Origin of the sequence: Paenibacillus suaedae (assembly GCF_032337355.1) — a bacterium.
Taxonomy (GTDB): Bacteria; Bacillota; Bacilli; order Paenibacillales; family Paenibacillaceae; genus Paenibacillus_B; species Paenibacillus_B suaedae.
Map to the genome: position 1 here is coordinate 1,210,091 of NZ_JAVYAA010000002.1, position 26,175 is coordinate 1,236,265.

At 49.0% G+C, this 26,175-nt stretch carries 25 protein-coding genes; 8 read left to right on the top strand and 17 right to left on the bottom strand.

Annotated elements, in window-relative coordinates; all coding sequences use genetic code 11:
- Positions 1-14 precede the first annotated feature (14 nt).
- The 7 genes from RQP50_RS13065 to RQP50_RS13095 all read right to left on the bottom strand — a co-directional run bounded on the left by RQP50_RS13065 (position 15) and on the right by RQP50_RS13095 (position 7,028).
- Entirely contained in the window at positions 15-998 is a 984-nt protein-coding gene (locus RQP50_RS13065; RefSeq protein WP_072730403.1) for an alpha-ketoacid dehydrogenase subunit beta, read from the bottom strand.
- The gene (gene pdhA / locus RQP50_RS13070) at positions 995-2,101 is read right to left on the bottom strand and encodes a pyruvate dehydrogenase (acetyl-transferring) E1 component subunit alpha (RefSeq protein ID WP_394358396.1); all 1,107 of its coding nucleotides are present in this window, start codon (positions 2,099-2,101) and stop codon (positions 995-997) included. The genes RQP50_RS13065 and pdhA overlap by 4 nt, the downstream gene beginning before the upstream one ends.
- Positions 2,102-2,187: 86 nt before the next feature.
- The gene (locus RQP50_RS13075; RefSeq protein ID WP_065291957.1) at positions 2,188-2,976 is read right to left on the bottom strand and encodes an ABC transporter ATP-binding protein; all 789 of its coding nucleotides are present in this window, start codon (positions 2,974-2,976) and stop codon (positions 2,188-2,190) included.
- Complete coding sequence (locus RQP50_RS13080) at positions 2,963-3,913, bottom strand: ABC transporter permease (protein WP_072730481.1); 951 nt, start codon at positions 3,911-3,913, stop codon at positions 2,963-2,965. Before RQP50_RS13080 ends, RQP50_RS13075 begins: the two co-directional genes overlap by 14 nt.
- A 27-nt stretch (positions 3,914-3,940) precedes the next feature.
- Positions 3,941-4,942, bottom strand: coding sequence for an ABC transporter substrate-binding protein (locus tag RQP50_RS13085; RefSeq protein ID WP_072730402.1), 1,002 nt, complete (start codon positions 4,940-4,942; stop codon positions 3,941-3,943).
- Positions 4,943-5,627: 685 nt separating this feature from the next.
- Positions 5,628-6,152, bottom strand: a complete 525-nt coding sequence (locus tag RQP50_RS13090; protein ID WP_139295382.1) for a hypothetical protein — start codon at positions 6,150-6,152, stop codon at positions 5,628-5,630.
- A 114-nt stretch (positions 6,153-6,266) separates the two neighbouring features.
- The gene (locus tag RQP50_RS13095; protein ID WP_072730401.1) at positions 6,267-7,028 is read right to left on the bottom strand and encodes a DUF3891 family protein; all 762 of its coding nucleotides are present in this window, start codon (positions 7,026-7,028) and stop codon (positions 6,267-6,269) included.
- Between the two features lie 142 nt (positions 7,029-7,170).
- On the opposite strand from RQP50_RS13095, the gene RQP50_RS13100 reads away from it, so the two are divergent.
- Positions 7,171-7,347: a hypothetical protein gene (locus tag RQP50_RS13100; RefSeq protein WP_021256951.1), complete on the top strand. Its 177-nt coding sequence runs from the start codon at positions 7,171-7,173 to the stop codon at positions 7,345-7,347.
- A 153-nt stretch (positions 7,348-7,500) separates the two neighbouring features.
- Complete coding sequence (trhA, locus tag RQP50_RS13105) at positions 7,501-8,148, top strand: PAQR family membrane homeostasis protein TrhA (RefSeq protein WP_072730400.1); 648 nt, start codon at positions 7,501-7,503, stop codon at positions 8,146-8,148.
- An 86-nt stretch (positions 8,149-8,234) separates the two neighbouring features.
- Here the strand turns inward: trhA and RQP50_RS13110 are convergent, their stop codons facing one another.
- Together RQP50_RS13110 and RQP50_RS13115 are read right to left on the bottom strand one after the other, a co-directional pair.
- Positions 8,235-9,428 carry a GntR family transcriptional regulator gene (locus RQP50_RS13110; protein ID WP_072730399.1) on the bottom strand — a complete coding sequence of 398 codons (1,194 nt, stop codon included), beginning with the start codon at positions 9,426-9,428 and terminating at the stop codon, positions 8,235-8,237.
- Positions 9,429-9,571: 143 nt separating this feature from the next.
- A complete protein-coding gene (locus RQP50_RS13115; protein WP_072730398.1) occupies positions 9,572-10,129 on the bottom strand; it encodes a GbsR/MarR family transcriptional regulator in 558 nt (185 codons plus the stop codon).
- Between the two features lie 323 nt (positions 10,130-10,452).
- Between RQP50_RS13115 and RQP50_RS13120 the strand changes: the two genes are divergently transcribed.
- The 3 genes from RQP50_RS13120 to RQP50_RS13130 are packed head-to-tail and all read left to right on the top strand — an operon-like array spanning position 10,453 to position 13,524.
- Positions 10,453-11,772, top strand: coding sequence for a quaternary amine ABC transporter ATP-binding protein (locus RQP50_RS13120; RefSeq protein ID WP_275936817.1), 1,320 nt, complete (start codon positions 10,453-10,455; stop codon positions 11,770-11,772).
- Complete coding sequence (locus tag RQP50_RS13125) at positions 11,753-12,592, top strand: ABC transporter permease (RefSeq protein WP_072730397.1); 840 nt, start codon at positions 11,753-11,755, stop codon at positions 12,590-12,592. The genes RQP50_RS13120 and RQP50_RS13125 overlap by 20 nt, the downstream gene beginning before the upstream one ends.
- A gap of 5 nt (positions 12,593-12,597) precedes the next feature.
- Complete coding sequence (locus RQP50_RS13130; protein WP_072730479.1) at positions 12,598-13,524, top strand: glycine betaine ABC transporter substrate-binding protein; 927 nt, start codon at positions 12,598-12,600, stop codon at positions 13,522-13,524.
- A gap of 208 nt (positions 13,525-13,732) precedes the next feature.
- Here the strand turns inward: RQP50_RS13130 and helD are convergent, their stop codons facing one another.
- Both helD and pcp read right to left on the bottom strand, forming a co-directional pair.
- A complete protein-coding gene (gene helD / locus RQP50_RS13135) occupies positions 13,733-16,030 on the bottom strand; it encodes an RNA polymerase recycling motor HelD (RefSeq protein ID WP_315745705.1) in 2,298 nt (765 codons plus the stop codon).
- A 78-nt stretch (positions 16,031-16,108) separates the two neighbouring features.
- The gene (gene pcp, locus RQP50_RS13140) at positions 16,109-16,768 is read right to left on the bottom strand and encodes a pyroglutamyl-peptidase I (RefSeq protein WP_021256959.1); all 660 of its coding nucleotides are present in this window, start codon (positions 16,766-16,768) and stop codon (positions 16,109-16,111) included.
- Between the two features lie 84 nt (positions 16,769-16,852).
- Here pcp and RQP50_RS13145 point away from each other — a divergent pair, with 84 nt between their 5' ends.
- From RQP50_RS13145 to RQP50_RS13155, 3 genes are all read left to right on the top strand, one after another.
- Positions 16,853-17,305 (top strand): DUF441 domain-containing protein, encoded by a 453-nt coding sequence (locus tag RQP50_RS13145; RefSeq protein ID WP_021260612.1) that lies wholly within the window; start codon positions 16,853-16,855, stop codon positions 17,303-17,305.
- 607 nt (positions 17,306-17,912) lie between these two features.
- The gene (locus tag RQP50_RS13150) at positions 17,913-19,649 is read left to right on the top strand and encodes an ABC transporter ATP-binding protein (protein ID WP_315745706.1); all 1,737 of its coding nucleotides are present in this window, start codon (positions 17,913-17,915) and stop codon (positions 19,647-19,649) included.
- 18 nt (positions 19,650-19,667) lie between these two features.
- Positions 19,668-21,788 carry an ABC transporter ATP-binding protein gene (locus tag RQP50_RS13155; RefSeq protein WP_315745707.1) on the top strand — a complete coding sequence of 707 codons (2,121 nt, stop codon included), beginning with the start codon at positions 19,668-19,670 and terminating at the stop codon, positions 21,786-21,788.
- 82 nt (positions 21,789-21,870) lie between these two features.
- Here the strand turns inward: RQP50_RS13155 and RQP50_RS13160 are convergent, their stop codons facing one another.
- The 6 genes from RQP50_RS13160 to sda form a co-directional block, all read right to left on the bottom strand.
- Positions 21,871-22,059: a hypothetical protein gene (locus RQP50_RS13160; RefSeq protein ID WP_021256963.1), complete on the bottom strand. Its 189-nt coding sequence runs from the start codon at positions 22,057-22,059 to the stop codon at positions 21,871-21,873.
- 334 nt (positions 22,060-22,393) lie between these two features.
- Positions 22,394-22,531, bottom strand: a complete 138-nt coding sequence (locus tag RQP50_RS13165; RefSeq protein WP_315745708.1) for a hypothetical protein — start codon at positions 22,529-22,531, stop codon at positions 22,394-22,396.
- A gap of 108 nt (positions 22,532-22,639) precedes the next feature.
- Positions 22,640-23,437: an ABC transporter ATP-binding protein gene (locus RQP50_RS13170; RefSeq protein WP_065291970.1), complete on the bottom strand. Its 798-nt coding sequence runs from the start codon at positions 23,435-23,437 to the stop codon at positions 22,640-22,642.
- 2 nt (positions 23,438-23,439) lie between these two features.
- Positions 23,440-24,351: an ABC transporter permease gene (locus RQP50_RS13175; RefSeq protein WP_315745709.1), complete on the bottom strand. Its 912-nt coding sequence runs from the start codon at positions 24,349-24,351 to the stop codon at positions 23,440-23,442.
- Positions 24,352-24,589: 238 nt separating this feature from the next.
- Positions 24,590-25,639 (bottom strand): ABC transporter substrate-binding protein, encoded by a 1,050-nt coding sequence (locus RQP50_RS13180; protein WP_315745710.1) that lies wholly within the window; start codon positions 25,637-25,639, stop codon positions 24,590-24,592.
- A 394-nt stretch (positions 25,640-26,033) separates the two neighbouring features.
- Positions 26,034-26,174: a sporulation histidine kinase inhibitor Sda gene (gene sda, locus RQP50_RS13185; protein WP_081677094.1), complete on the bottom strand. Its 141-nt coding sequence runs from the start codon at positions 26,172-26,174 to the stop codon at positions 26,034-26,036.
- Between the last annotated feature and the right edge of the window lies 1 nt (position 26,175).

Sequence of the window (26,175 nt, forward strand, 5' to 3'; positions counted from 1 at the left end):
CTCCTCCTGAACGGTCAGAACTGTATCGCTGCAGCGATTCCTTCTCTTACCCGCCCGACCGTCGGAACATAGACATCCTCGAGCGAGAACTGCGGAACTGGCACATCAAAGCCAGTAATTCGCTGAATCGGAGCCCGCAAATACATCAGCGCTTCGTCATTGATCAGCGAAACAATTTCTGCTCCGACGCCGGCCGTTTTCTGCGCCTCATGAACAATTATCGCGCGGCCTGTTTTCTTCACGGATGCGGCAATTGCATCCCGATCAAGCGGATACAACGAGCGGAGATCGATGACCTCACAAGACCAGCCCTTCTCCTGCTCCAGCTGCCGCGCCGCTTCAAGCGCCACCCGCATCATGGCCCCCCATGAAATCAGCGTCACATCTGTGCCTTCCCGGACAATGTTCGCCTTCCCTAGCGGAATGCGGTACATCTCTTCCGGCACTTCTGCCTTGAAGGCTCGGTAAATCCTTGCCGGTTCCAAAAATACGACCGGATCGGGATCCTCAATGGCGCTAACAAGCAAACCCTTGGCATCGTAAGGATTGCTCGGTACGACCACCTTAAGCCCGGGCGTATGAACGAAGAATGCTTCCACACTCTCCGAATGAAGCTCTGGCCCTCTAATTCCCGCGCCGTAAGGCGTGCGAATAACAAGAGGGACATTGTACTGTCCCCGCGTCCGATACCGCATGCGGGCCGCATGTGTGACGATCTGCTCGAAGCCGGGATAAATGAAGGCCAAAAACTGAATTTCAACGACTGGAATGAAACCATTCAGCGCCAGCCCGATTGCCGAGCCAATAATGCCGGCTTCAGCCAGCGGCGTATCCACAACCCGTTCATGGCCGTACTTCTCGAATAGTCCTTCCGTTGCTCGAAACACACCGCCGTTGACGCCAATGTCTTCCCCTGTCAGCATGACGCGCTGATCGTCCGCCAGCTTCTGATCAAGTGCTTCATTAATCGCTTGCAAGATCGTTACGTTCCGGCTCATGCTTCACCCTGCCTTTCCGCACACAGGCCGCTCTGTTCCCGCTGCTCAGCCACAGGCCACAGCATGTCAGCATTTACGTGCATGAACATATCCTCAGGCTGGGAATTCGGATAGCTCTCCGCCTCTGCAACCGCGGCCTCGATAAGGCCGCTGATCCGATCCACAAGACGCTCCTCATGCTCCTGGCCCCAAATTCCCCTCTTCACGAGATACCGCTTCAAGCGCTCTATTGGATCGCGCTGCTCCCTCCACTCGGCAGAGAGCCGGGCTTGATCCCGATATTTGCGCGGATCGTCGCTGGTCGTATGCGGCCCGTAACGGAACGTGACTGCCTCGATAAGCGTCGGTCCGCCGCCGTTCAAGCCGCGTTCAATCGCTTCGCGTACGGTCAGCCAGACTGCGAACACATCGTTACCATCCACTCGAACACCCGGCATATCGTAAGCAGCCGCGCGCTGGGCGATCGTTCGGGAAGCGGACTGCGCATGGAACGGCACGCTGATGGCGTAGCCGTTATTCTGGCAGAAGAATACAGTAGCCGTCTGATATACCCCGGCAAAATTCAAGGCCTCATGGAAATCTCCCTCCGAGGTTGCCCCTTCGCCGAAGTACACGATGCTCGCCTGCTTCTCACCCTTCAGCTTAGCGGCCCACGATGTGCCTACGGCATGCGTCAAATGCGTGGCTATCGGCACGCATGGCGGCATAATATGGCGGCCTTCCGGACTGATCGAGCCTTCCATATGCCCCATCCAATAAAGCAGCACCCTGCTGAGCGCCTGCCCATGCGTAATTGCAGCAGCATGATCACGATAGCTGGGAAACAACCAATCATTGGGGGACAGTGCCAGTGCACTCCCGACCTGCGAGGCTTCCTGCCCCTCATAAGGGGCGTACGTGCCCATTCGGCCCTGCCTTTGCAGGTTGACCGCCTTCCGATCGAACATTCTTGTCAGCATCATGTTCTCGTACATTTTTATTGCCAGATCCTCGTCAATGGCTCCCTCGGTAGGGTGGCGAAGCTCTCCGTCCGGCGCCAGCACCTGATAGGGTTCAAGCACTTGATACGGCTCAAGCAGCCCGCGCATATCTTCATGCCGCATTCTCTTTCCTGCCTTCTCTATTACTGGCGAGGCAGACGGATGCCCCTGACTTTGAATCATCAATACCGCTCCCTTTCCCTTTTTTGCTATCCCAACAGCAAGCGGTCATCCGCGACTCCCTTCAACTGGGCGAATTTTTTCAACAATACCTCAATTGTCAAATGCTTCTTTTCCTCTTCCGGCACATCCAAAATAATCTCGCCTGCATCCATCATAATCAGGCGATTGCCAAGCTCGATGGCTTGCTGCATATTGTGCGTCACCATCAGCGTCGTGAAGTTGGAACGCTCGACGACTTCCTTTGTCAGCGCTGTAATCAATTGCGCCCGCGCCGGGTCAAGCGCAGCCGTATGCTCATCCAGCAGCAGCACCTTCGGCTGCGTGAAGGTCGCCATCAGCAGGCTAAGCGCCTGCCGTTCTCCGCCTGACAGCAGTCCGGCCTTAGCTGACAGCCGATTCTCGAGCCCTAGGTGCAGTGAGGCAAGGCTCTCGCGGAACAGATCCTTCCGCTTCTTGTTCACACCCCGGTGCAGGGTACGTCCTTTGTCACGCGAGTAAGCAACCGCGAGATTCTCCTCAATCGTCATCGTCGGCGCCGTGCCAGCCATCGGGTCTTGGAACACGCGCCCGATCTTGCGCGAGCGCTCGAATTCAGAGAGGCTGGTCACGTTCTCGCCGTCGATTTCAATGGCTCCGCTATCTGGAGTCATCCCGCCCGAGATCATATTCATCAGCGTGGACTTGCCCGCCCCATTGGAGCCGATAATCGTTACGAATTCACCCTCACGAAGCGTCAAGTTTATATGTTGCAGAGCAATTTTCTCGCTCGCCGTCCTGCGGTTGAACACTTTTCGAATCCCCTCAAGTTTCAGCATGGCTTTCCCCCCTTGCTCCGTGGTCGATGGACAGGTGTGGAGCATCTTCTTGAAAGGATCTCATTCGCCTTTCTTTCCATGTTGTTAGAACCCGTGACATGACAAGGGCAGCGACCACAATGACGGCGGTTAGCAGCTTCAGGTCATTCGGATTCAACCCGATGCGGAGTGCAAGCATAATAATGAGGCGATAGACTATAGCTCCTCCGATTACGGCGAAGGTTGCCCGCCGAATGGAAGCATGACCGAACACGGCTTCCCCCATAATGACGGAGGCCAAACCGATGATGATAATGCCGATTCCCATTGAGACATCCGCAAACTCCTGATATTGGGCGAAAAGCGCGCCGGATAGCGCTACCAAGCCATTAGACAGGCTCAGCCCGATAATTTTCATATTGTCGGTGTTCGCAGAGAGGCTGCGGATCATTTTCGTATTGTCGCCGGTGGCACGAATCGCGAGGCCAATCTCTGTATCCAAAAACCAGTCAATGGCCCATTTAATGAGCAGAACGAATATCCCTACGGCTGCCAAAATCGCAAGCGGCTGCAGACTGGACAAGAAGGATTTGAGCTGTGTGAATAGAGTGCTTTCCCCCAGCAGCGGTGTATTCGCCTTACCCATAATCCGCAAATTGATCGAATATAAAGCAATCATCGAAATAATACCGGACAGCAGCGTATTGATTTTCCCTTTCGTATGGAGCAGTCCGGTCACGGTTCCTGCCACACATCCTGCCAGCAGCGCCCCCAATGTAGCGAGCAGCGGGGAATAGCCGGATGTAATCATGACAGCCGCAACGGCCCCGCCGGTGGCAAAGCTGCCATCTACGGTCAAATCGGGAAAGTCGAGAATTCGAAACGTTACGTAAACGCCCAGAGCCATTAACGCGTAAATGACCCCTGCTTCCAAAGAACCTGTCAGCGCATATAGCACGATAGCATCCTCCTAATTTGGAACGACTTATTTCTCTATCAGGATTGCGCCTTGTGTCATCTCTTCCGTCAATTTGATTCCTTGCGCCTCCGCCGCCTTCGGGTTAATCATCAGATCCAACTTCTTGGAGACCTCAACGGGGATATCTGCCGGCGATGTGCCCTTCAGAACCTTCACAGCCATCTCACCTGTCGCGTAGCCGAGATCATAATATTTGAATCCGATTGATGCGAACGCGCCTTCCCCAACCGATTCACTACTCTCGCAGAAGAGCGGAATGTCCTTGTCATTAGCGACCGAAACGACTGAGCTTAGCGCCGAAATGACCGTATTATCAGACGGGAGATAGATGATATCCGCGCGGCCTACCAGCGAATCGGCAGCCTGCTTCACCTCCGAACTGTTCGTCACGGTGGCCTCGACCGTCTCCAATCCGCCTTCCTGCAGCACCTGTTTCACATTGGCGATGTTGACAACAGAGTTCTGCTCCCCGGAATTGTAGATAACGCCTACCTTGCGGGCCTCAGGGAAAAACTTCTTCATCGTCTCCATCGTCTTCTTGATCGAGTCTGGATTCGTGTCGCGCGTGCCTGTTACATTGCCTCCTGGCTTTTCAAGACTGTTGACCAGCTTCGATGCAACCGGATCCGTCACAGCCGTGAACAGCACGGGAATGTCTTTCGTTGCCTTCACAATCGCCTGTGCGGTCGGTGTAGCGATTGCCAGAATCAGGTCATTTTTATCGCCCACCAGCTTTTGAGCGATCGTGAGATTGTTGTTCATATCCCCCTGTGCATTGTGGAAATCAACTTGCAAATTAACATCTTTCTCGTACCCAGCGTCCTTCAGCGCCTGCAAAAAGCCTTCTCTCGCCCCATCCAGCGAAGGATGATCTGCGAACTGCGCAATGCCGATTTTGATCATCTTCTTGCCGTCTGCATCCTTACCCATGTCCTTCGGTTCGTCTGAGTTCCCACATGCTGTCAGCAACAGTGAGCAAACCATAAAAATCGGGAAAAACAGTTTCATCCAACCTCGCTCCTTTGCAACAATAATTGGTATTGATTGCGCTTTCAATATAATGATTAGATAAAAAGCGTATTGGCGAGTTGTTTAGATATAAGGCTTTCAAGGCTCTCTAGTGGTATCAAGACATGTTAGGTATTCGCTCTGCTGCTTCGCAGAAAATTCGTTCCTAGTCTGTTGCTGTGTTTCATCTGGAAGGATAAATGTGAATGCGCTTGCCCTCGTGGCTGAGCGCTGCTGCCTGATGGCTTAGATGTGGAGATGTCGCGTATGTATGCGTTGTAAAGATCGCGTAGATGCACAGGGCCGTGCTAAATGCTGGAGTTTTTTCAATTCGAAATCGTTGAGTTGCTCAACATAATTGAACATTTGTAATACGTTTTTTCTATGGTGCGTTATTTTAACGTTATATTATCACGCCGTCATAACTAATGTCAATATTTGGACAAATTTTTATATGAAATGTGTGATTTATGTTATATCCAATTCCATAAAAGAAAAAAAACCTGAAAGGTATAGGGCCATTCAAGGTCGATTGAGCACTTATGCAAGCTTGTATAAATTTGTTGACTGGTCAAAAAATAAAGCGGTGACACCGCGATCATCAGATCATCAGGGTACACCGCTATCCCGTATTTAGAGCAATAATCCCCATTCCTTTTGCTCAAAAAATTCCGTATGTATAGGATTAAAAATCCGAAATCTCCGGTTTTTTCCACAGCATCGCTGATCCACCCACAATAAGGAGTGCTGCTAATGTAATCCCGATTAGGGAAGAGCTTGCAAACGCGCTTAATGAAAAGACGGCAAAGAACAAAAGCGAAACACAGGTCAGAATACATATCGGAATCAAGAGCCATTTATTACGGTTCCCCATGATATAAAATTCAAATAATCCGAAGGCCACCGCAAGCGGAAATCCAGGCCAAACCGTACCGAATGCATCGAACAGCATCCCGATTTGACATACTACACCGCTAACGATCAAGATCCCACCAGGTATAAGCAGCCCCGCTGCGCGCCTCTTGGTGACAAAGAAGAACATAAAATGAAAAAACAAACCGAGTGGGATGACAAACAATGTTGGCCAAAAATAACCGAATATGCTCCCCGCAGTTGAAAACTTATCGGCGCCCCATCCGCTCCATGTAACCAGCATCAGCAAAATACCGAAGCCGATTAATGAGAGCGCCTTAATACTTCTACTATTCAAGCTCCTCTACCTCCCTTTACTTTCCCATTGTTACCCCTATTTCGTTATCCATACTCCGCTTCCTAGGACGACATTCCCTTCGTTAATCCCTTCATTCCCTTTATGAAAAAAATTTTATGTGACATGAATGACCTGCTCTCTCCGTTCAGCCTCCTTATAGGCGCTTGCAATCCCTGACTTGTGTATTTGCTCCTTGGCTACAACTTTATAAGATAACACGGCGGTAAACGGTTCCGTAAATGGAGTTGGAGTTACCCGAATTGTCCTGTCATCCAGCCACTCGCCTTGCAATTGCTCACCTGATTCCATATTAAAAGGCTCTGTGCGCTCGAAGCCGTCCTGGTACCAAGGGAACTCTTCTGCTTTTTGTACTCCTGGTTCATTCAGGCACACATACAGGGACAGATCATCGCAAAATTGAAGCATTCGAAAATGATTGGCTATCGTCGAATCGGACAAATCCACAACTTGTTCCCTAATTCGCTGCTGACGCTGCCGTTCATGCTGGAGAAATTCGATTACGTCCTGCTGCTCCTCTACATGAAAGAAAGAGGCGAAATGCTTGCTGCACAATAGGCTGGCATATGGATTGGCTTTCTCGATATCGTCCAGCCCCTTTCGATAGAACACAAGCTTTAAGGCCATCGGATAATCCATGAATGTATACGGCTCCTGTTGTGCGTCATTCCAAATTGGTGTATCGTCAAGTCCGATCCAGCTGCAATCATGCTCGTAGGCAGCATATACGGCATCCTCATATCTGTCACAAGTACCAAGCAATTCCGTGCGGAACTTCGAAGCGATTTCGCCGGATAGATATCCATGGTCGTGCTGTGCAATGCATACGATTTCATCTTTCCTCGTCCGAATAATCATTTTCATACAGCTCCTTTATCGTCGTACCGTCCATATAAGGCAAAGGAAATGCCATCTTTGATCCTTACTTAGGACTCACGGTTATTGATTTTTCCATTGGCAGCAGTTATGCTGTGTGAGATGAACATTTAGGAGGGATATTATGAGTAAGACATCCAACAAGCGCCGCAAGTCAGAGCGCGCAGGACATTTAGACCCGAGCTTACTGCGGGGAAGCTGGACACGGAAGCCGTATACACAAGTCGTGCCGAATAAGAAAGCAGAGCAGCGCCGAAGCCTATGCCGGAAACGGGTAGATGACGGCGCTGTTGCTATTTAACGACATCTAATCTATTTGTATCTCCTCATCTCCTCGAATTTGTTATCTTTTCGAAAAGTGCCATTGATCATTTGCAGCTTCTTCCCTGCTTCGATACAATATGAGTAAGCAGATCCGATTGGACGGATCCCACAGAAAGGAAGGTGCCGCCGTATGGCTAACACTCACACCTATTCGCGCGGCGAAGAAATCGCTAACGCGATTACGCACGGCATTGGAGTCGTTATGAGCATAGCTGCCCTAACACTGCTTATCGTATTCGCCTCATTGTATGGACAACCCATCCATGTCGTCAGCTTTACGATTTATGGCATATCGATGCTTCTCTTGTATACCTCGTCGACATTGGTGCACAGCTTCCCTGAAGGAAAAGTAAAGGACTTGTTCGAGACCTTCGATCACGCATCCATCTATTTATTCATCGCAGGCACTTATACACCGCTTGTCTTAATCGCATTGCCTAAGATTATCGGCTGGACACTGTTCGCCATCGTATGGACCATTGCTGTCGGAGGCGTTGTATTCAAAGCCTTCTTCACGAAGCGATTCCTCTTCATGTCCACGCTGCTCTATATTGCTATGGGGTGGTTGATCGTGTGGGCGTGGCATCCACTGACGGAGGCTATGCCATCCTTCGGACTGACGATGCTGATCATTGGCGGTATCCTATATACACTAGGCACTATATTCTACGTATGGAGAGGTTTCCCCTTCCATCATATGATATGGCATCTATTTGTGCTTGCAGGTTCCGTTGCTCACTTCTTCTCCGTACTGACCTTAGTCCAAATTCATGTATAGCTCTATGTAGGATTTACCCGATTGATGAAGCCGTCAATCTCCGCTTGCCGCAGAGATTGGCGGTTTTGTGTAGGTTATTGCAGAAGTTATTGTTCGCTCTGGCATGGGCCAGTTGAACGTCTATTTACGAATTGAGGCTCGAGGATAACCTTGTGGTACGCTTCCTTGCTGGTTAGACCTTCCTGATCAGGACGCTCCATAATATCCGCTAATATAGTAGCGGCACGGCGTCCAATCTGTGCTTCATTCTGATAAATATGACTAAAGAATGTCTCTCGCTCCTCCAAGTGCTCTGGATCATCAAACGTTACGATCGAGATATCCTCTGGCACTCTCAGTCCCGACCGCTTCGCGATCTGATGCATGCGCATGCCAAGCTTGCCATGCAGCGCAATATACGCAGTGGCCATCTCACTCTTCATATATCGAGCAAGTACAGAATCATCGGCTTCCTCTCCGACAGGAAGCGTAAAATCAGTTAGAATGAGTGCCGGATTGATCATGGCCCCCCGTCTCTGATATTCATTCATATACCCTGCTATGCGATCCTGCACACTCACACAATCTCGGAACGCATCTGTGCAGATCGCAATATTCCGGTGACCGAGTTCCCATAAATGAGCTACCGCCATCTCCGCGCCTTTGCGGTTGTCCGAGCATACATAATGGGTGTCCACTCCAGGCAAATATCGATCGATAAGCACGAATGGGAAACCATTTACCTTCAATGACAATATTTCTTCATTGTAGATATCTTCATCCACAGGGAATAACAGCAAGCCTGATATGCCCATGTCCAGCATCTCCCGAATTTGCTGCTCTTCCCGCTCCTTCGAGCCTCCGCTAAAGGCCACGATTAGAGAGTATCCTCGCTCGTTCAACGTCTGCTGAATCGAATTAATAAGCCGCATCGCAAAATAATCATCCAATGTCGGCATCATGAATCCAACTACATTTCGTCTTCGTTCCTGGCTTCCAGAGCCTGCTCCATTGACATCCAGTCCTTCTGTACCTCCGGTTTGCTCTTCGCGCACCGAGCTGGTGCCAGTTGATTTCGGCTCCGCTACGAAGCTGCCTCTTCCAGGGACTCGATAAATCAATCCTTCCTTCACAAGAGCTGCAAGCGCATTCACAACTGTAATGCGGCTAACTTGGAACTGCTCCATCAGTTCCTTCTCTGTCGGAATCCGGTCATTCGTCTTCAATTGTTTCGTATGAATCATATCCTCAATATATCGCTGAACTTGCAAATATAGCGGCGATCGAGAATCATAGCTCATTTAGATCATCCTTAATTATTAATTTAATATATATAATATAGCATTTAGGTAGAAGTGACAATCATTAGGGAAAATTCGGAAGCAAAAAAAGAGCGATGCACCATCTCCACCGCTCTTTCCTCGATTCATATCTAAACGGACGACTATCGCTCGTGCTTCGGGATATACGCAAAGATATCACCAGATTCAAACGCATCTATCAATTGATTAAGCCATCCATAATACGCTTCCGCCTGCTCCATCTTGGCGATATCCTTCGCAATGACTGCCGCAAGCTGTTCATCCTCCGAGCTGCCGCGCAGCAGCTCCAGCTCTTTGACTGAACGCCGAATCGCAGACAAGTTCATCTCTACAGCTTTTCTCCATTTCAGACCGAAGTAATCAGCAAATGTCTGATGCCAGTCCTGTTCTGCCTCATATAAATCCTTGCGCGTCCCCTTCTCCCACACTTTATGCACCATCTTCATGTCTACAAGTGTGCGCACGCCCGTACTCATGCTTGTCTTGCTCATCTCCATCTCCTGCTTCATGTCATCCAACGTCATCGGATGATCACTGAAGAACAGCAGGCCGTACAAATGCCCAGTAGAATGGGGCATGCCGTACAAGTCCATATTTTGTCCGATCGCTTCAATGACACGATTGCGAGCCTTCTCAACAGCGCTCTTCTGCTCCTGTGTCAACTGTGCGAACGTAGTCATGAGTCATTCCTCCTGTACCGAATCCTATCCCTGCAGCAATGGCAGACCGATTCGAAACCGCCCTTTATATATTTGTCGAACATTGCTGTAAAAGCTCATTCTCTATGTTCCACGAACATTGTAAGAGAATAGGAACAAATTGTAAAGAAGCAAATGGGATAGCAATATTTAGCATATTGGAGAATTCGAAAGAATAAGTTTATAAAGTTTTTTCTGAACGTATCTTACAAACTGTTTTCATGGTTGTTCTCTGTTTTTTCCAAGGGTTAAAATGGATATAGCGTATACAACGCTCAATTCCATACGCAAGAGAGGTGACAGGATTGTCCATGATCAAGGTCAACCAAGTGACTAAAATATTTGGACAGCATGAACAAAAAGCACTCACTCTACTGCAACAAGGGTGGTCAAGAGAGCGGCTCGCCACAGAAAAACAAGCGACCGTAGCTGTGAACCAGGTATCCTTTGCCGTGGAAAAAGGAGAAATCTTCGTTATTATGGGCTTGTCCGGCAGTGGCAAATCCACACTCGTGCGCATGCTAAACCGACTCATTGAGCCAACCTCAGGTGAAATCTGGCTGAAGGATCGCAATATTTCGAGGCTGAATGCAAGCGATTTGCGAGAGGTGAGGCGAAGGACAATTGGGATGGTATTTCAAAAATTCGCACTCTTCCCCCACCGTACTGTGCTTGACAATGCCGCATATGGCCTCGAAATACAAGGTCTCTCCAAGGAACATCGCTACCGCAAGGCGACTGAAGCGCTAGAGCTCGTCGGCCTAGGTGGCTGGGAAGACAAATACCCGGAAGAACTGAGCGGCGGCATGCAGCAGCGAGTTGGATTGGCACGTGCCTTAGCTAATAATCCAGATATCCTCCTTATGGATGAAGCATTCAGTGCACTAGATCCGTTAATCCGCCGCGATATGCAGGATGAACTGCTTGCCCTGCAGCAGAAAATGCACAAAACCATCATTTTCATTACCCATGACTTGGATGAAGCGCTGCGCATCGGCGATCGCATCGCCTTGCTGAAAGACGGCAAGCTTATTCAGATTGGAACCCCTGAGCAAATGTTGATGCAGCCAGCTGACGAATATGTAGAGCGATTCGTTGAAGGTGTAGACTTATCCAAAGTCCTTACCGCCTCGCATATTATGCGCAGGCCAGAGACGATATCCTTAGATCGCGGGCCGCGAGTGGCGCTGCAATTAATGAGGGATATCGGTATTTCCACACTGTTCGTCGTCGGAAAGGATAAGTCCCTTCAAGGAGTCGTTACAGCCGAACAGGCTAGCGAGGCAGCACGCAGAGGCCTATCCTTGCAACAAGTCATGCACATCGACGTTCCCATCGTATCTCCCTCTATTGTTCTTCATGAACTGCTCGCTCTATCTGGCGAAGCGAAGCTTCCTATTGCTGTTGTCGATCCGGATGGCAAGCTAATGGGCGCCATCGTACGCGGTGCCGTACTCGGAGCGCTGGCAGGCAATCTAATTGACTCAGCGGATGAGATGGATGATTCTACGAAATCTATTTCAACTGCCTCACCAGGACTCGAACGCCTAGAACCCTTAGCTAACGCTGACAACAGCAGTCGCTCTACGGAAGGAGTGACAATCGATGCAGCTGAGAATCGGTGATTGGGTCGAGCACGCCGTCAATTGGCTAAGCACGAACGCAGATGGATGGTTCCGACTGCTCTCCAAATGGATTGAGCGAATCGTTGAGGGCATCTCAGATCTCTTTTTGCTGCCACCGTCTTATGTGTTCATCTTCATGGCCGCACTGCTTGCCTTTGTCATCGGCCGGTGGTCATTATCGCTGCTTACGCTTATCGGGCTCTTTATCATTGACTGGCTTGGATACTGGGAACCCACAATGAATACACTTGCACTCGTAATTGTCGCCACAATCCTATCAATCATCATCGGCGTCCCGCTAGGCATCGCTTGTGGGAAAATAAACCGATTGTCCCGAATTGTTAAGCCAATACTGGACTTCATGCAGACGATGCCAGCATTTGTCTACCTGCTTCCCGCCGTATTTCTATTCGGCCTAGGAATCGTTCCTGGCGTGATCGCCTCTATTATTTTTGCCGTTCCTCCTACCATTCGTCTAACTGAACTCGGCATACGTCAAGTGCCGCACGATATGATCGAAGCCGCTTCTGCGTTCGGCTCTACATCCATGCAGACCTTATGGAAAGTACAGCTTCCCGTAGCCATGCCGACACTAATGGCCGGCGTGAATCAGACCATCATGCTGACGCTATCCATGGTCGTGATCGCATCCATGATCGGGGCACAAGGGATTGGCACCGAAGTCTATCGAGCTGTCACAATGCTTAAAATCGGCAAGGGATTCGAGGCAGGACTGTCTGTTGTACTGTTAGCCATCATCTTAGATCGTTTCTCTCAACAATGGCTGAAAAAACGGAAAACGAATAAACAAGGAGCGTGATGGAAATGAAACAACGTCGCACAAGGTATTGGGTGCTGGCTGGACTTGTTGCTATGTTAGGCTGGACTTTGGCCGGATGCACTGGTACATCAAGCAGCACGGCCGGCAATGATGGAACCGCGAGTTCAACAGGTGATAGCATCGGGAAGCAGGTTGACTATAAGATTATCGGAATTGATGCCGGTGCAGGCATTATGCAATCAACAGAAGCAGCTCTTAAGGAATATGATCTGACCGATTGGAAGTTGATCGAAGGCTCCGGGGCTGCGATGACTGCCGCTCTGGACAAAGCAATCAAGAAGCAGGAGCCTATCATTATTACGGGCTGGACGCCGCACTGGATGTTCGCGAAGTATGAATTGAAATACTTAGAGGATCCGAAGGGTATCTATGGCGGCGATGAGCAAATTCATACGATTGCCCGCAAGAGATTGAAGGAAGATGAGCCAAGCGCGTACAAGACATTGGATCGATTCGAATGGGCGGCTGAAGACATGGCGAAGGTAATGGTGGACATTCATGATGGTCAGGAGCCGAAGGATGCAGCCAAGGCTTGGATCGAAGCGAATACAGACAAAGTCCAGGTTTGGACGAGCGGAGTCGACAAAGTTGAGGGTAAGAAGCTCAAGCTTGGATATGTGGCGTGGGATTCCGAAATAGCGAGTACAAATATCATTGCATCCGTATTAGAAAATGAAGTCGGGTATAAGGTCGATCTGATTCAGGTAGAGGCTGGTCCAATGTGGACAGGTGTTGCCAATGGCGACGTTGACGCAATTGTAGCAGCTTGGCTGCCTACTACCCATAAGGACTATTATGAGCGCTTCCAAAATAATGTGGACGATCTTGGACCGAATTTGAATGGTACCAAAATTGGGCTCGTCGTCCCTTCTTATGTTACTATTCAATCGATTGAGGATATGAAGAAATAGACCCCACATTATGGGCAGTTCCTGTCTGATAGATAGAGCGGAAGCATCGTACCGTGATATCCAAGCCATCGTAGATGATTATGCACATCGTAATGGCGAATACACGATACCATCATCCTTTTAAAAAAAGCGCCTGTGGCAAGGATCGGATTCCCGATTCAATGTCACATGGCGCTTCTTCAATTGCGTACATATAAGTTGTTATCCGTTAGCTTCTTCCTTGGTTCCATGAATCAAGGAACGGTGTCACTGATCCAACTGCCAACAAGGCAAGGCGATGCATCGCTCGCGTACACACCGTGTAGAACAGCTTGCGATCTGCTTCATTCCCATAAGCCTGCTCTTGCGCGTCAAATACAATAACTCCATCGAATTCAAGACCCTTCGCCAAGTAGGACGGGACAACCCATAGTCCGGATACGAACTGCTTCGTATGCTTCGATACCCGCTTCAATTGCGGGAAGCTGTGCTGCAAGCGTTCGTGAACCTGCGCCGCTGTCGCTTCATCCTTCGTAATAATTGCGATGGAAGCAAGCTCCCCTGCCTCTGTCCATGCCAATAGCTGCTTACTAGCTTGATCCAGCTGCTCCTCTTCGTCCTCGCAGCGAATGAGAATCGGCTCTTCACCCTCTCTACTGAAAGGCTCTACCTTCTCGCCATTCGGCAGCACACTGCTCGCGAGCTCCATAATATTGCGGGTGGAGCGATAGCTCTTGCGTAGTGTGATAACATCGGACTTCTTCTCTGAGAATACAGCTTGCAGCGCGGACGCAGACCCCATACGATTCGATTCGTAGATCGCTTGATTCCAATCGCCCAATATCGTGAAGCGGCTGCGTGGGAATAATCGAGTCAGCAGCGCATATTGGAACGGCGAGTAGTCCTGCGCCTCATCGATCACCACATGTCGAATATGGTTGAAGGTGTCGAATCCTTCTACACTTTCAATTAAATACAGCAATGGGGAAGCATCCTCAAATGGAATTATCCCTGATTCGAATTGATTTACTGCCCGCTGGCCAATTGCCCGTATCGTCTCCACGTCAATGGTTTCATTGACGCTCGCGATACCATCTGTCTGACGTGCCCAATGCTCAAGCTTGCGCATGCAGTCACAATACATCTCTTCCCAATCGACGAAGCGAAGCTCCTTCGCCTGCTTGCGGAACCGCTTCAACCACTTGTTCACCTGCTTGCGGCTCAAGTCGCGAAGCTCTTCTTCCGTCCCTAAATAATTCGGCTGCTGCTGCAGCTTGCGATAGACACGCTTCTGTTCCTTCACTGCCCAAGCACGAAGCTGTTCCAGCAGCCAATCTCTCAGCTTGTCCATCCGAGCAGGCAATGACCAATCAGCAAGCTGGCCATAGAATTGCTCCGCAAGCTGTTCGGTGCTAATAATCGTCCGCTTCGGCGTTCCGAAGCGAATGAAGCGCATGCCTTCCCGCTGCAATGATTCAATATAGCGATCGAGGACCTGCTGATAACCCGCCGAAGCTTTCCATCTTGCCGCAGCCGCTTCGACTCTTGCCTCTCTAGAAGCTGTCCAGCGTTCCATGCCCTGCATGAGGCGTTCCGTCTGGTCATAAATGTCCTCAATATTACGCTCGGTGACGAGGCGATGCTCGATATAAGATTGGAACGTCGTCTGCGTCATATTCTCCTCGCCAAGCTCAGGCAATATGCTGGACACGTAATCGTTGAATAGATCATTCGGTGAGAATAAGATAATTTGCTCGGAACGCATGCTGCTGCGATATTTGTACAGCAGGTACGCAATTCGCTGCATAGCTGCTGACGTCTTGCCGCTTCCTGCCGCTCCCTGCACTATAAGCACATCATGCAGGTCATCCCGGATAATCGCATTCTGCTCGCGCTGTATCGTGCTGACGATACTCTTCATCTTCGTGTCAGCGCTCCGCTTCAGCATCTCCTTCAGCATGTCGTCGCCGATCTGAATACCGGTATCGAAGACAGCCTCCAAGCGGCCATTTCGAATAAGAAACTGACGCTTGAGCGTCATCTCTCCTTCAATAACTCCTGCTGGAGTCCGATATTGCACCGGACCTGGCGCATAATCATAGAACAACCCGGCAATCGGCGTACGCCAATCATAAACAAGATGTTCTCCGCTCTCTTCATCCGACACGGACATGAGACCGATATAGACTGGTAGCGTCTCCATGTCTCCATCTTCTATAAAGTCAACGCGCCCGAAGTAAGGCGCCTGAATATGCTTGCGCAGCTTGTTCAGCCATTTGGCTGCATGCTTCTGTACTCGTTCGTGACTTGCCAAGTCCTTCGCCTGCTGCATGATGCTCACATACGTCTCGAACATCTCGTCATTATCGACCGATACCTCGTCCCAGAATTGGCGCTTCATCTCCACAATTTCTGCTTGACGTTCCTCAGCGGTCGCTTCTAATGCAGTGATCTGGCGATCCATTAAGCGAAGCACGCCTGTTAGATATAATTCTTCCTCATCCCTCATGGATGGTTGTTCGTTCACCTTGCAACTCCTTTCCGCCTGCTGGCCGATTCGAATCCTCTTCGGATCTGTATCGAAAAGTACTATTATATCCTAAACTTAGGCCCCATGTAACGTCCCTGCACTTTCATTTGCATTCTCCGCATCATCTAAGTGAAGAATGACCGTTTCAAGCGCCTTCACCACATCATCCTGCGACATGCTCGGCATGTTGGAATAACGAGCTGCCTGTACGGGCAAAAAAGGGATATGAATAAATCCGCCGCGCTTATAATTTGGATCTTGCTGCTCATTAAGAAGGTGCATCAGCTGGTAAAATATCGCATTACACACGAACGTTCCAGCTGTATAGGAAATCGAGCAAGGGATGCCCTCTTCTTGTACAGCCGCGCGAATTGCCTTCAAAGGCATACGGGCCCAATAGGCAACTGGCCCATTCTCGACAATGGCTCCATCGGTTGGCTGCGCCCCATCATTATCAGGTATGCGTGCATCCTTCAAATTAATGGCTACACGTTCCAGCGTAATATCCGGTCTGCCTCCGGCTTGACCGACACAGATCACGGCTTCCGGTTTCACTTGCTCCATTGCTTCTGCCAGCACGGTTCCGGCCCGCTCGAACGAGGTTGGAAGCTGGATGGCATGAACGTCGTAACGTCCAATACTGCGACCATGAAGCAGCTTAACTGCCTCCCAAGAAGGATTAATCGTTTCATTGCCAAATGGGTCAAACCCTGTGATGATTACTGTGTTGCTCATCGATACAGCACCCCGCTCTGTTTTATTTTCAATACGTAGGAAATATGCTATTCTTGTCAACGAATGTGAAAGGAGATACATACCATGTCACAACTAGATATTTCATCCCTCATCCTGCTCGGATTTGCAGGACTCGGCATTGTAAGCGGCAATTCTACCGTTACGATCGCAATGGTCGTTCTTCTGCTGCTCCGCGTGACAAACATGCAGAGCCTATTCCCTTGGATTGAGAAGTACGGACTAACCGTTGGCATCATTATCTTGACGATCGGAGTCATGGCACCGATTGCAAGCGGCAAAATGTCCATCGATACGATCGCGCAATCCTTTATGAATTGGAAGTCGCTGTTAGCTATCGCCGTCGGAATCCTCGTTGCGTATTTGGGAGGCCGTGGTGCCCAATTAATGACTCAATCTCCAACTGTGGTCGCTGGTCTGCTTGTAGGCACCGTCCTTGGCGTGGCCTTGTTCCGCGGTGTTCCGGTCGGCCCTCTCATTGCAGCAGGCATATTGTCATTGCTGCTCGGGAAATCATAACGATGACCTCGAATCATCTTCATCATACGATGATTCCTGATATACGGCAAATCACCTATTAGGGCTATTTTTCTCGCATAGCAGCTGTTTTAGCTGCCGCATATTAGCAGTTCAGCAGCATATATGATCGATGGGATTAGGCACGTCAAATGTTAAATTTGTGCAACAAAATGATTGACAATATTTCATCCACAGTGCTAGAATCAACAAGCAGACAGGACGATAACAATGAATCGTCCAACTAAATTGATGCAGAAAGGCAGGTAAACTCCATGTTGACAATACAATTGCTAAATCAACACATTGATAACGCAGCACAAGCAATTTCATATCAGTGGAGCCCTGCTGAACCGAGCGAACTGACTGGTTTCTAACCATTAGATCGAACGGAAGAATGAATCCATTTCGATAGATCATGAGGTACTGATTGGGTAATCGCCAATCAAGTGCCATGATGGATTTCGGATCGTGGAATCAGGATTGGACAACGGGCGCTCACCGCTCGTACATATGACCTTATTCATCAAGGGATATCGTTTACGAACGGTATGCCCTTTTTTTATTGCCTGACGATCAATCTGCAACAAATGACAAAGGATGTGAATGTATGTTTTCCGTACTAGGAAAGCTCGGCTGGTTCTTTAAAGAACACAAAACGAGATACTTAATCGGGGTAACCCTGCTCATCGCAGTAGGCATACTTGAACTTCTGCCTCCCCGACTGCTTGGTAATGCTATCGATGAGATCGTAACAGGTGCGATCACGTGGCAATCTCTTACGAAGTACCTATTTTACATTCTCGGTTCCATGGTGATCATTTATGGAATTACGTATGTATGGATGTATCAAATCTTCGGCGGAGCCAACCTTGTGGAGCGCAAGCTGCGCTCCAAGCTGATGCGCCAGTTCTTGAAGATGACGCCTCCGTTCTTCGAGAAGAATCGTACAGGCGACTTAATGGCCCGATCAACGAATGACCTGCGTTCCGTTGCCATGACAACTGGCTTCGGCATGCTTACCTTAACCGACTCGACTGCATTTCTCGCGACCGTGCTTGTCGCAATGCTTATTATGCAGTGGAAGCTGACACTTGCGGTGCTGCTCCCGCTGCCCTTCATCGCCATCGCAATGAAGATATTTGGCAAGAAGATTCATGAGCGCTACACCATTGCACAGGATGCGTTCGGCAAAATGAATGATCAGGTGCTCGAATCAGTTGGCGGTGTGCGCGTACTTCGCGCCTATGTACAAGAGAAATCTGATGAACAGCACTTCCGCAACATCGTACAGGACGTGTATGAGAAGAATGTCGCTGTTGCCAAAATTGACGCGTTGTTCGATCCGGTTATTCGCTTGTTTATCGGACTTAGCTATATGATCGGGCTTGGATTCGGTGCTTATCTGATTATTCATAATGAGATGACACTAGGTGAATTGCTGACATTCAATATGTACCTTGGATTTATGATCTGGCCAATGTTTGCCATAGGAGAACTTATCAATGTTATGCAGCGCGGGAATGCCGCAATGGATCGGGTAAACGAAGTTCTTCATTACACCCCAGATGTACAGGATGCAGCGCAACCGAAGGACGTCGATGTTCCAGCGACTTTTACTTGGAAGCATTACAAATTCCAGTATCCATCGTCGACGGTGCCTAATCTGGAGGACATTTCACTTACGCTGCGCAAAGGTCAGACGTTGGGCATTGTCGGGCGTACCGGCAGCGGCAAGTCAACGTTCATTAAACAATTGCTGCGGGAATACCCGATTGGAAATGGTCAGTTCTTAATTAATGATGTGCCGCTCGATCAAATTCCAATGGATCAACTCCACAGCTGGATCGGTTATGTGCCGCAGGAGCAAATTCTATTCTCAAAGACCGTGAAAGAAAATATTCTACACGGTTCAGAACACGGTACGGAACAAGATGTGATGAATGCCATCGATACGGCCTCCTTCACACATGACCTTCCTACCCTGGTCAACGGTATCGACACGATCGTTGGTGAGAAAGGTGTGGCGCTGTCTGGCGGTCAGAAGCAGCGCGTATCTCTGGCACGTGCCTTCATTAAAGACCCAGAAGTGCTTATTTTGGATGATGCCCTCTCTGCGGTAGATGCACGGACAGAAGCGAATATTATTAAGAATATTCGTGAGCAGCGTGCCGGCAAGACGACACTCATTACCACACACCGTCTGTCTGCCATCGAGCATGCAGATATGATTATTGTCATGGATGACGGACGCATCATCGAGCAAGGCACGCACGAGCAACTGCTCCAGCAAGGCGGCTGGTATAAGGAACAGTATGACCGCCAGCAATTGGAGTCTGGATTGTAAGAAGGGAGGAAATACAACGTGGAAATAGAACAACAAAAAGAAGCGCCTCGTCATGTAGGCAGACGATTATGGCGCTATGCGTTGAAATATAAAGGTACATTCATACTTGCACTACTCATGTTGGCGCTGGCCGTGGCGGCAGAGCTGTCCGGCCCATTCATCGCCAAGACGATTATCGATAAGCATATCTTGGGGATTGAGAAGCCCTATTATGAAGTTAATACGCTAGCAGAGGGTGCCATCACATACGAAGGACGTACCTTAAAGCGCGAGGATCGCTTTGAGCCTGGCGAGGAGAAAGGCGCCGAAGCACGCATTCTGCAAGTCGGCTCCCAATTCCTATTCGTGAATGGACACATTCCTGAACAAGCAAAGGGTGATCGGATATTCAAGGATGGAACCTTGACGATCGGAACGGGCGATAAGGCTTATAGCTCCCCTGCTGTCGTCATGTCTATGCAAGAGATATTGCATTTCTACGAGCCGGAGATTGCAAGCATCGTGAAGTTGATGGCTCTCTATTTTGGATTGCTTGTTGTGAGTATCTTCATGAGCTTCGGCAAGACACTTGGCTTACAGACGGCTGCGAACCGAGTTATTCGAACACTTCGCGGCGATGTCTATGCCCATGTGCAGCGTCTGCCAATCCCGTACTTCGATAACCTGCCCGCAGGGAAGGTTGTCTCACGTGTAACTAATGATACCGAAGCAGTGAAAGACTTGTTCGTCTCCGTACTGGCGAATTTCACATCCGGGATCATTACGATATCCGGTATTTATGTCGCACTGTTCATCTTGGATGTAAAGTTGGCGCTCGTCTGCATGTTCGTGCTGCCACTTATCGTATTGTGGGTTATTCTGTACCGTAAGTTCGCAACTCGCTACAACAAGATCATTCGTTCGCGACTGAGCTCCATTAACGCCATGATCAACGAATCGATCCAAGGGATGCCTGTCATTCGTGCATTCCGCCGTCAGCGTCACACAATGGATGAATTCAATGCCATGAACGACGAGTATTTTACGTACCAGAATAAGATGTTGAACTTGAATGCATTCACCTCGCACAACTTGGTTAATGTATTGCGCAACATCGCATTTGCGGTTGTCCTCTGGTATTTCGCCGGGGCTTCCTTGAACGGCTCCGGGATCATCACGCTCGGCGTGCTGTATGCATTCACCGATCTGTTGAACCGCTTGTTCCATCCCATTATCGGAATGGTGAACCAACTGGCCAATCTCGATTCATCCATCGTCTCGGCTGGGCGCGTCTTCGAGCTCATGGATGAATATGGCGAAGAGCTCGACGAAGGCTCCATGCCGCGCTATAAGGGGCATGTTGAGTTTGACAGCGTCTCCTTCGCATATAAGGAAGATTACGTCTTGAAGAACATCAATTTCGAGGCGAAGCCAGGACAGACGGTTGCTCTCGTCGGCCATACTGGTTCCGGAAAGAGCTCAATAATGAACTTGCTCTTCCGTTTCTACGACCCGCAAAAAGGGGAAATCCGCATTGACGGTACGCCTATCACGAGCGTTCCGAAGCAATGGATTCGTGAGCATATGGGAATCGTGCTGCAAGATCCGTTCCTCTTCACCGGAACAATCGCCAGTAATGTCAGTCTCGGCGATCCGCGCATTTCGCGCCAACAGGTGGAGGACGCCTTGAAGGCCGTCGGCGCAGATCGAATATTGAAGCAGCTTCCGAACGGTATTGATGAGCCCGTTATCGAGAAGGGAAGCACACTCTCAGCCGGACAGCGTCAGTTGATTTCCTTCGCCCGTGCTCTAGCGTTCCAGCCTTCCATCTTAATCTTGGATGAGGCAACTGCGAACATTGATACGGAGACAGAGGCTCTGATTCAAGAGGCACTTGATGTATTGAAGCGTGGACGCACCACATTCATCATCGCCCACCGCTTATCGACGATTCGCAGTGCGGATGTGATTCTTGTGCTGCATCGTGGTGAGATTGTAGAACAAGGCTCCCATGATGAGCTTATGGAACTGCAAGGACGTTACTATAAGATGTACCAGCTCCAGCAAGGTTCAGTCGCTGCACCTATAGAGCATGCCGCAGCAGTTTCATCCAGTACGAAGCTTGGAACGCGTTCGGCTTCTGCTGTCCCTACGACCTAATCGATCATGCTCAATAAGAAGAGCGTTCACTACGTCTGCATAAGCAGACATGGTGAACGCTCTTTCTGATCGATACAATCATTTAACGCAGGGAACACTTATTTTTAATAAAGTGGATTTGATTCTCTACTCGATTGAGTTCCTGCTCCAGATCATAAGACATGCCTCCAATCGCCTTTGAACGAAGCGATTCAAGTTCTGCCTTAAGCTGCGGCAAATCGGTACTTGCCTGAGAGCAGGAATAGTCGCTCTCCAGATTCAGATGATCCATCGATTTGGCATCCTCCTTGAAAGGCGTTAGACAACAGGAAAGGCAATACTTCATAACTGCAATATCGAGGATAAGCCAACATGATTGCTGTATACATGCTTAATTGCTGTTGCAATTACTTGTGTTTGCCTTTTGCATTATTGGCATCTGAAGTACGCGTCGTCGTATTTTGACGGGAATGTCCTTGTTGTTTATGTGCCATTTGTTTACACTCCTTTGTCTTGTACTTTGTCATCTGCTATCCATGAGTTGAGAAGGTCAGCGTTGCACGCAAGTTCATTCCTTCATCCGGAAGTACGAGGCATCAGGCATCATATAATGAATGAGTATCCATCTAGCCTTGCTGCTTCGGAATCTGGTTCAAGCTTGCTGCACGGTGGGCAATCTTGCCGGTCTTTGGAGTTATCTGCTCCTCCATGATGCTGGCCTGATTCTGTTGTTGATGAATTCGCTGCGCTTTGTTATGCGGCATATCACTCACCTCCACTTATAGACTTCCCGCTTACCTCACATTTATAACGTCTTAAGGCGATCTAATTCCTGTAGGATCTCTTCAAGTATCTTCAAACATAGCTTGGGACTATCCTCCGAGCACAACCCGATCATCCACGAATTTCTCCCCACGAACACGCTCGAACTCGCGAAGCAAGGAATCTACCGTTAATGTCTGCTTCGACTTCGATGGAATATCAAGCACGATCTTCCCCTTATCCATCATGATAAGGCGATTGCCTAGCCGAATGGCCTGCTCCATGTTGTGTGTCACCATGAGTGTAGTAAGCGCTGATGCTCGCACAATCTCTTCAGTTAGACGAGTAATAAGCTCTGCACGGCCAGGATCAAGGGCTGCCGTATGCTCATCAAGCAGCAAGATACTAGGCTGCGTGAACGTGGCCATCAATAAGCTTAAGGCTTGGCGCTCACCGCCAGATAATAATCCCACCTTAGCGTTCAAGCGATTCTCCAAACCAAGCTTAAGTCTGGACAATTCCTCTTTGAACAAGGTTCGGCGAGCGCGCGTAACACCGAATCCCAGCCCCCGTCTCGTTGCACGGCGCAGGGCAATGGACATATTTTCCTCAATCGTCATATCCGGTGCCGTTCCAGCCATCGGGTCTTGGAACACACGACCGATCCAGCGACTCCGGCGATGTTCTGACATGGATGTTACCTCATGACCATCTAACGAGACGCTACCTACATCAGGCGCGATCACTCCGGAAATAATATTCATTAGGGTCGATTTGCCTGCACCATTGCTGCCAATAACCGTAACGAAGTCGCCAGGTTGTAAATGCAGTTGAATATGAGACAATGCCATCTTCTCATCAGCCGTATTCGCATTAAAAAACTTACTTACTTGATTGACATGCAGCATCTCTATTCACCACCCTTTTGAATCATCTGGATAGCACGAAGCTTGCTTGCACGACGTTGATTCCATGACTTGCGAATCATCGGTATCGTTAAGGCAATAATAACGATAATTGCTGTGAGCAGCTTCAAATCGGTTGCATTCATTTGCATTCGCAAAGCAATTGCGATAATGACCCGATACAGCACAGCACCTAGCACCACAGCTAGCGTAGCACGCATGATCGTGCGATGGCCAAATATCGCCTCACCGATAATGACAGAGGCCAGCCCCACAACAATCATGCCTACCCCGGATTGGATATCCGCGAACCCTTGGGATTGCGCAACAAGCGCGCCTGATAGAGCAACAAGTGCATTCGAGAGACTGACGCCAAGAATAATCGTATTGTCGGTATGCACACCGAAGCTGCGAATCATCCGCGGGTTGTTCCCCGTCGCGCGCAGTGACAAACCAATTTCCGTACGCAAAAACCAGTCCAGACCAAATTTAATAAGCAGCGCAAATGCTCCCATTACCAAAAGCAGCGTAAATCCATGCGATAGAGGCGTCAGCAGCGTTTCATTCTGCATCAGGCCAATATTGGCCTTGCCCATAATCCGCAAATTAATGGAATGCAAAGCAATCATCATCAATATGCCAGATAGAAGTGCGTTGATCTTCCCCTTCGTATGAATAAGACCCGTAATCATGCCTGCAATTCCACCACCGAGAAATGCAAGCAGCGTACCAATCCAAGGCGATATGCCCGAAGTTATTGATAATGCAGCGATCGCTGCACCCGTCGTAAAGCTTCCGTCTACCGTTAAATCCGGGAAATCAAGTATGCGAAATGTTAAGTATACCCCTAACGCCATTACAGCATATAACACGCCTAACTCGGCCGATTTCAGCATCGCTAATCCAAATCCATCCACGAGCCATCGCTCCTTCCTCGATTCGTATAAATGAACGAACGGCCCGTATCGAAATCAACCCGAACGACCACTATGATTGCGGTCGCCAAGCCGTTATCGTACAGGCCGTATGTAGTGCGGTAGTGCGGCTGCCTGCTTACACTCGATGCGCGATTAAAGCCTCATAGAACGGTTCGGTAAAGCATGATTCTGCTCTCTTTCGTCTTCCGCATGTGCAGCGAAGCAATGCCTTCCGTCTTTATTGGAACAAGTTCTCCGGCTTGACCTGCTGCTTCATCGCATCCGATACATCGAATCCTTGAGCAGCTGCTGCCTTCAGGTTCAACGCCAAATCGAGAGATTCAGGAATACGAGCAGGAACATCAGCCGGTTTCTTGCCGTCCTTAAGGATTTCAACAGCCATCTTGCCTGTCGTATAACCTAGATCGAAATATTCGAAGCCGAAGGAAGCAACACCGCCGTTCTTTACTGAGTCTTTCTCTGCAACGAACACCGGAATCTTATTGTCATTGCCCACACCAATAACTGAGTTCAACGCACTTACGACTGTATTATCAGAAGGAACATAAATGGCCTGTACCTTGCCAATAAGCGATTCCGCAGCTTGCTTCACTTCTGAGCTATTCGTTACGGGAGCTTTGACGACCGATAGCCCGAGCTTTGTTAGAGCTTCCTCAGCTTTCTGGACATTGACAACAGTGTTTTGCTCGCCCTCATTTGCGATGATGCCTACTGATGCAATATTTTTGACGTTGTCCTTAATGAACTCCATCAGTTTGGAGATCGCTTCAGGGTGCAGATCTGTCGTTCCTGTCACATTGCCGCCCGGGCTCTCCATGCTCTGTACAAGACCTGCTCCTACAGGATCCGTAACCGCCGTAAACAGCACAGGTATATCCTTCGTCTCCTTCGCTGCAGCTTGAGAAACCGATGTGCCAATCCCTAAAATGAGATCCACTCCGCCCGTCGCGAATTTCTGCGCGATCGTAGCTGCATTTGTCTGATCACCCTGAGCATTCTGATAATCCAGTACTAAGTTCTCTCCTTCGACATAACCATTATCCTTTAATGCTTGAACGAAGCCTTTATAGGCCTCATCGAGGGATGCATGATTGACAACCTGGGTAATGCCAATTTTGACTTTCTTGCCTTCAGCAGAGCCCTTAGCTCCTCCGCTCCCTTCACTAGTGGCATTATTGGCAGATCCACCATTCCCACATGCAGCTGCAAACAGCATCAGAAGCGACATCATTGCAGCCATAACAAGATGACGACGAGATTTCACCATGACCATTCTCCCTTTCACATCATAAATTCTTGTAAACTATCATTTTTCTTGGTTCACCACAACACTAATGTTGTTAGCAGTGGTCAATTTCAACAAAAAATGATTTACCACATAAAAGCATAAAACCACAAAAGCTTAAAAGCATGATCCAAGTAACGCGTTATAGGCATATTGTACCTACATATTCCAACTCGTCAATAATAACGTTTGATAAATATGGCATTTTCTAGTATTTTATTTCATTTTTTTGTGTTTTTCTCTACTTTTTAAATAATCGCTGTCCTACATATAAAACAGCCACCCCTTCAGACATCGTAGTTTGAAAGAGTGGCTGTCATGTATGATTGTTTTCAAATGTATTTCTAAGCATGAAACGTAAGCAGAACAAGGTGCATCAGGAAGCCTCGAGACTTATCCGCTTCCTACGATATTCAATTTCAGCAAGAAGCATATCGACAAATGTAGCCTCCAATTGCATACGAACAGCTTCCTGATAAGCTTCTTGTAGTGATTCGTCGGTCAATAACGTGTACATA

What these genes read in the sequence shown, in the direction of transcription:
- RQP50_RS13150 (WP_315745706.1), top strand. Translation starts at nt 17,913, where the DNA reads ATGTTTTCCGTACTAGGAAAGCTCGGCTGGTTCTTTAAAGAACACAAA.
- RQP50_RS13130 (WP_072730479.1), top strand. Translation starts at nt 12,598, where the DNA reads ATGAAACAACGTCGCACAAGGTATTGGGTGCTGGCTGGACTTGTTGCT.
- trhA (WP_072730400.1), top strand. Translation starts at nt 7,501, where the DNA reads ATGGCTAACACTCACACCTATTCGCGCGGCGAAGAAATCGCTAACGCG.
- RQP50_RS13065 (WP_072730403.1), bottom strand. Translation starts at nt 998, where the DNA reads ATGAGCCGGAACGTAACGATCTTGCAAGCGATTAATGAAGCACTTGAT.
- RQP50_RS13100 (WP_021256951.1), top strand. Translation starts at nt 7,171, where the DNA reads ATGAGTAAGACATCCAACAAGCGCCGCAAGTCAGAGCGCGCAGGACAT.
- RQP50_RS13170 (WP_065291970.1), bottom strand. Translation starts at nt 23,437, where the DNA reads ATGCTGCATGTCAATCAAGTAAGTAAGTTTTTTAATGCGAATACGGCT.
- RQP50_RS13075 (WP_065291957.1), bottom strand. Translation starts at nt 2,976, where the DNA reads ATGCTGAAACTTGAGGGGATTCGAAAAGTGTTCAACCGCAGGACGGCG.
- sda (WP_081677094.1), bottom strand. Translation starts at nt 26,174, where the DNA reads ATGTACACGTTATTGACCGACGAATCACTACAAGAAGCTTATCAGGAA.
- pdhA (WP_394358396.1), bottom strand. Translation starts at nt 2,101, where the DNA reads ATGCGGCATGAAGATATGCGCGGGCTGCTTGAGCCGTATCAAGTGCTT.
- RQP50_RS13110 (WP_072730399.1), bottom strand. Translation starts at nt 9,428, where the DNA reads ATGAGCTATGATTCTCGATCGCCGCTATATTTGCAAGTTCAGCGATAT.
- RQP50_RS13180 (WP_315745710.1), bottom strand. Translation starts at nt 25,639, where the DNA reads ATGGTGAAATCTCGTCGTCATCTTGTTATGGCTGCAATGATGTCGCTT.
- RQP50_RS13085 (WP_072730402.1), bottom strand. Translation starts at nt 4,942, where the DNA reads ATGAAACTGTTTTTCCCGATTTTTATGGTTTGCTCACTGTTGCTGACA.
- RQP50_RS13125 (WP_072730397.1), top strand. Translation starts at nt 11,753, where the DNA reads ATGCAGCTGAGAATCGGTGATTGGGTCGAGCACGCCGTCAATTGGCTA.
- RQP50_RS13145 (WP_021260612.1), top strand. Translation starts at nt 16,853, where the DNA reads ATGTCACAACTAGATATTTCATCCCTCATCCTGCTCGGATTTGCAGGA.
- RQP50_RS13115 (WP_072730398.1), bottom strand. Translation starts at nt 10,129, where the DNA reads ATGACTACGTTCGCACAGTTGACACAGGAGCAGAAGAGCGCTGTTGAG.
- RQP50_RS13165 (WP_315745708.1), bottom strand. Translation starts at nt 22,531, where the DNA reads ATGCCGCATAACAAAGCGCAGCGAATTCATCAACAACAGAATCAGGCC.
- RQP50_RS13095 (WP_072730401.1), bottom strand. Translation starts at nt 7,028, where the DNA reads ATGATTATTCGGACGAGGAAAGATGAAATCGTATGCATTGCACAGCAC.
- pcp (WP_021256959.1), bottom strand. Translation starts at nt 16,768, where the DNA reads ATGAGCAACACAGTAATCATCACAGGGTTTGACCCATTTGGCAATGAA.
- RQP50_RS13160 (WP_021256963.1), bottom strand. Translation starts at nt 22,059, where the DNA reads ATGGATCATCTGAATCTGGAGAGCGACTATTCCTGCTCTCAGGCAAGT.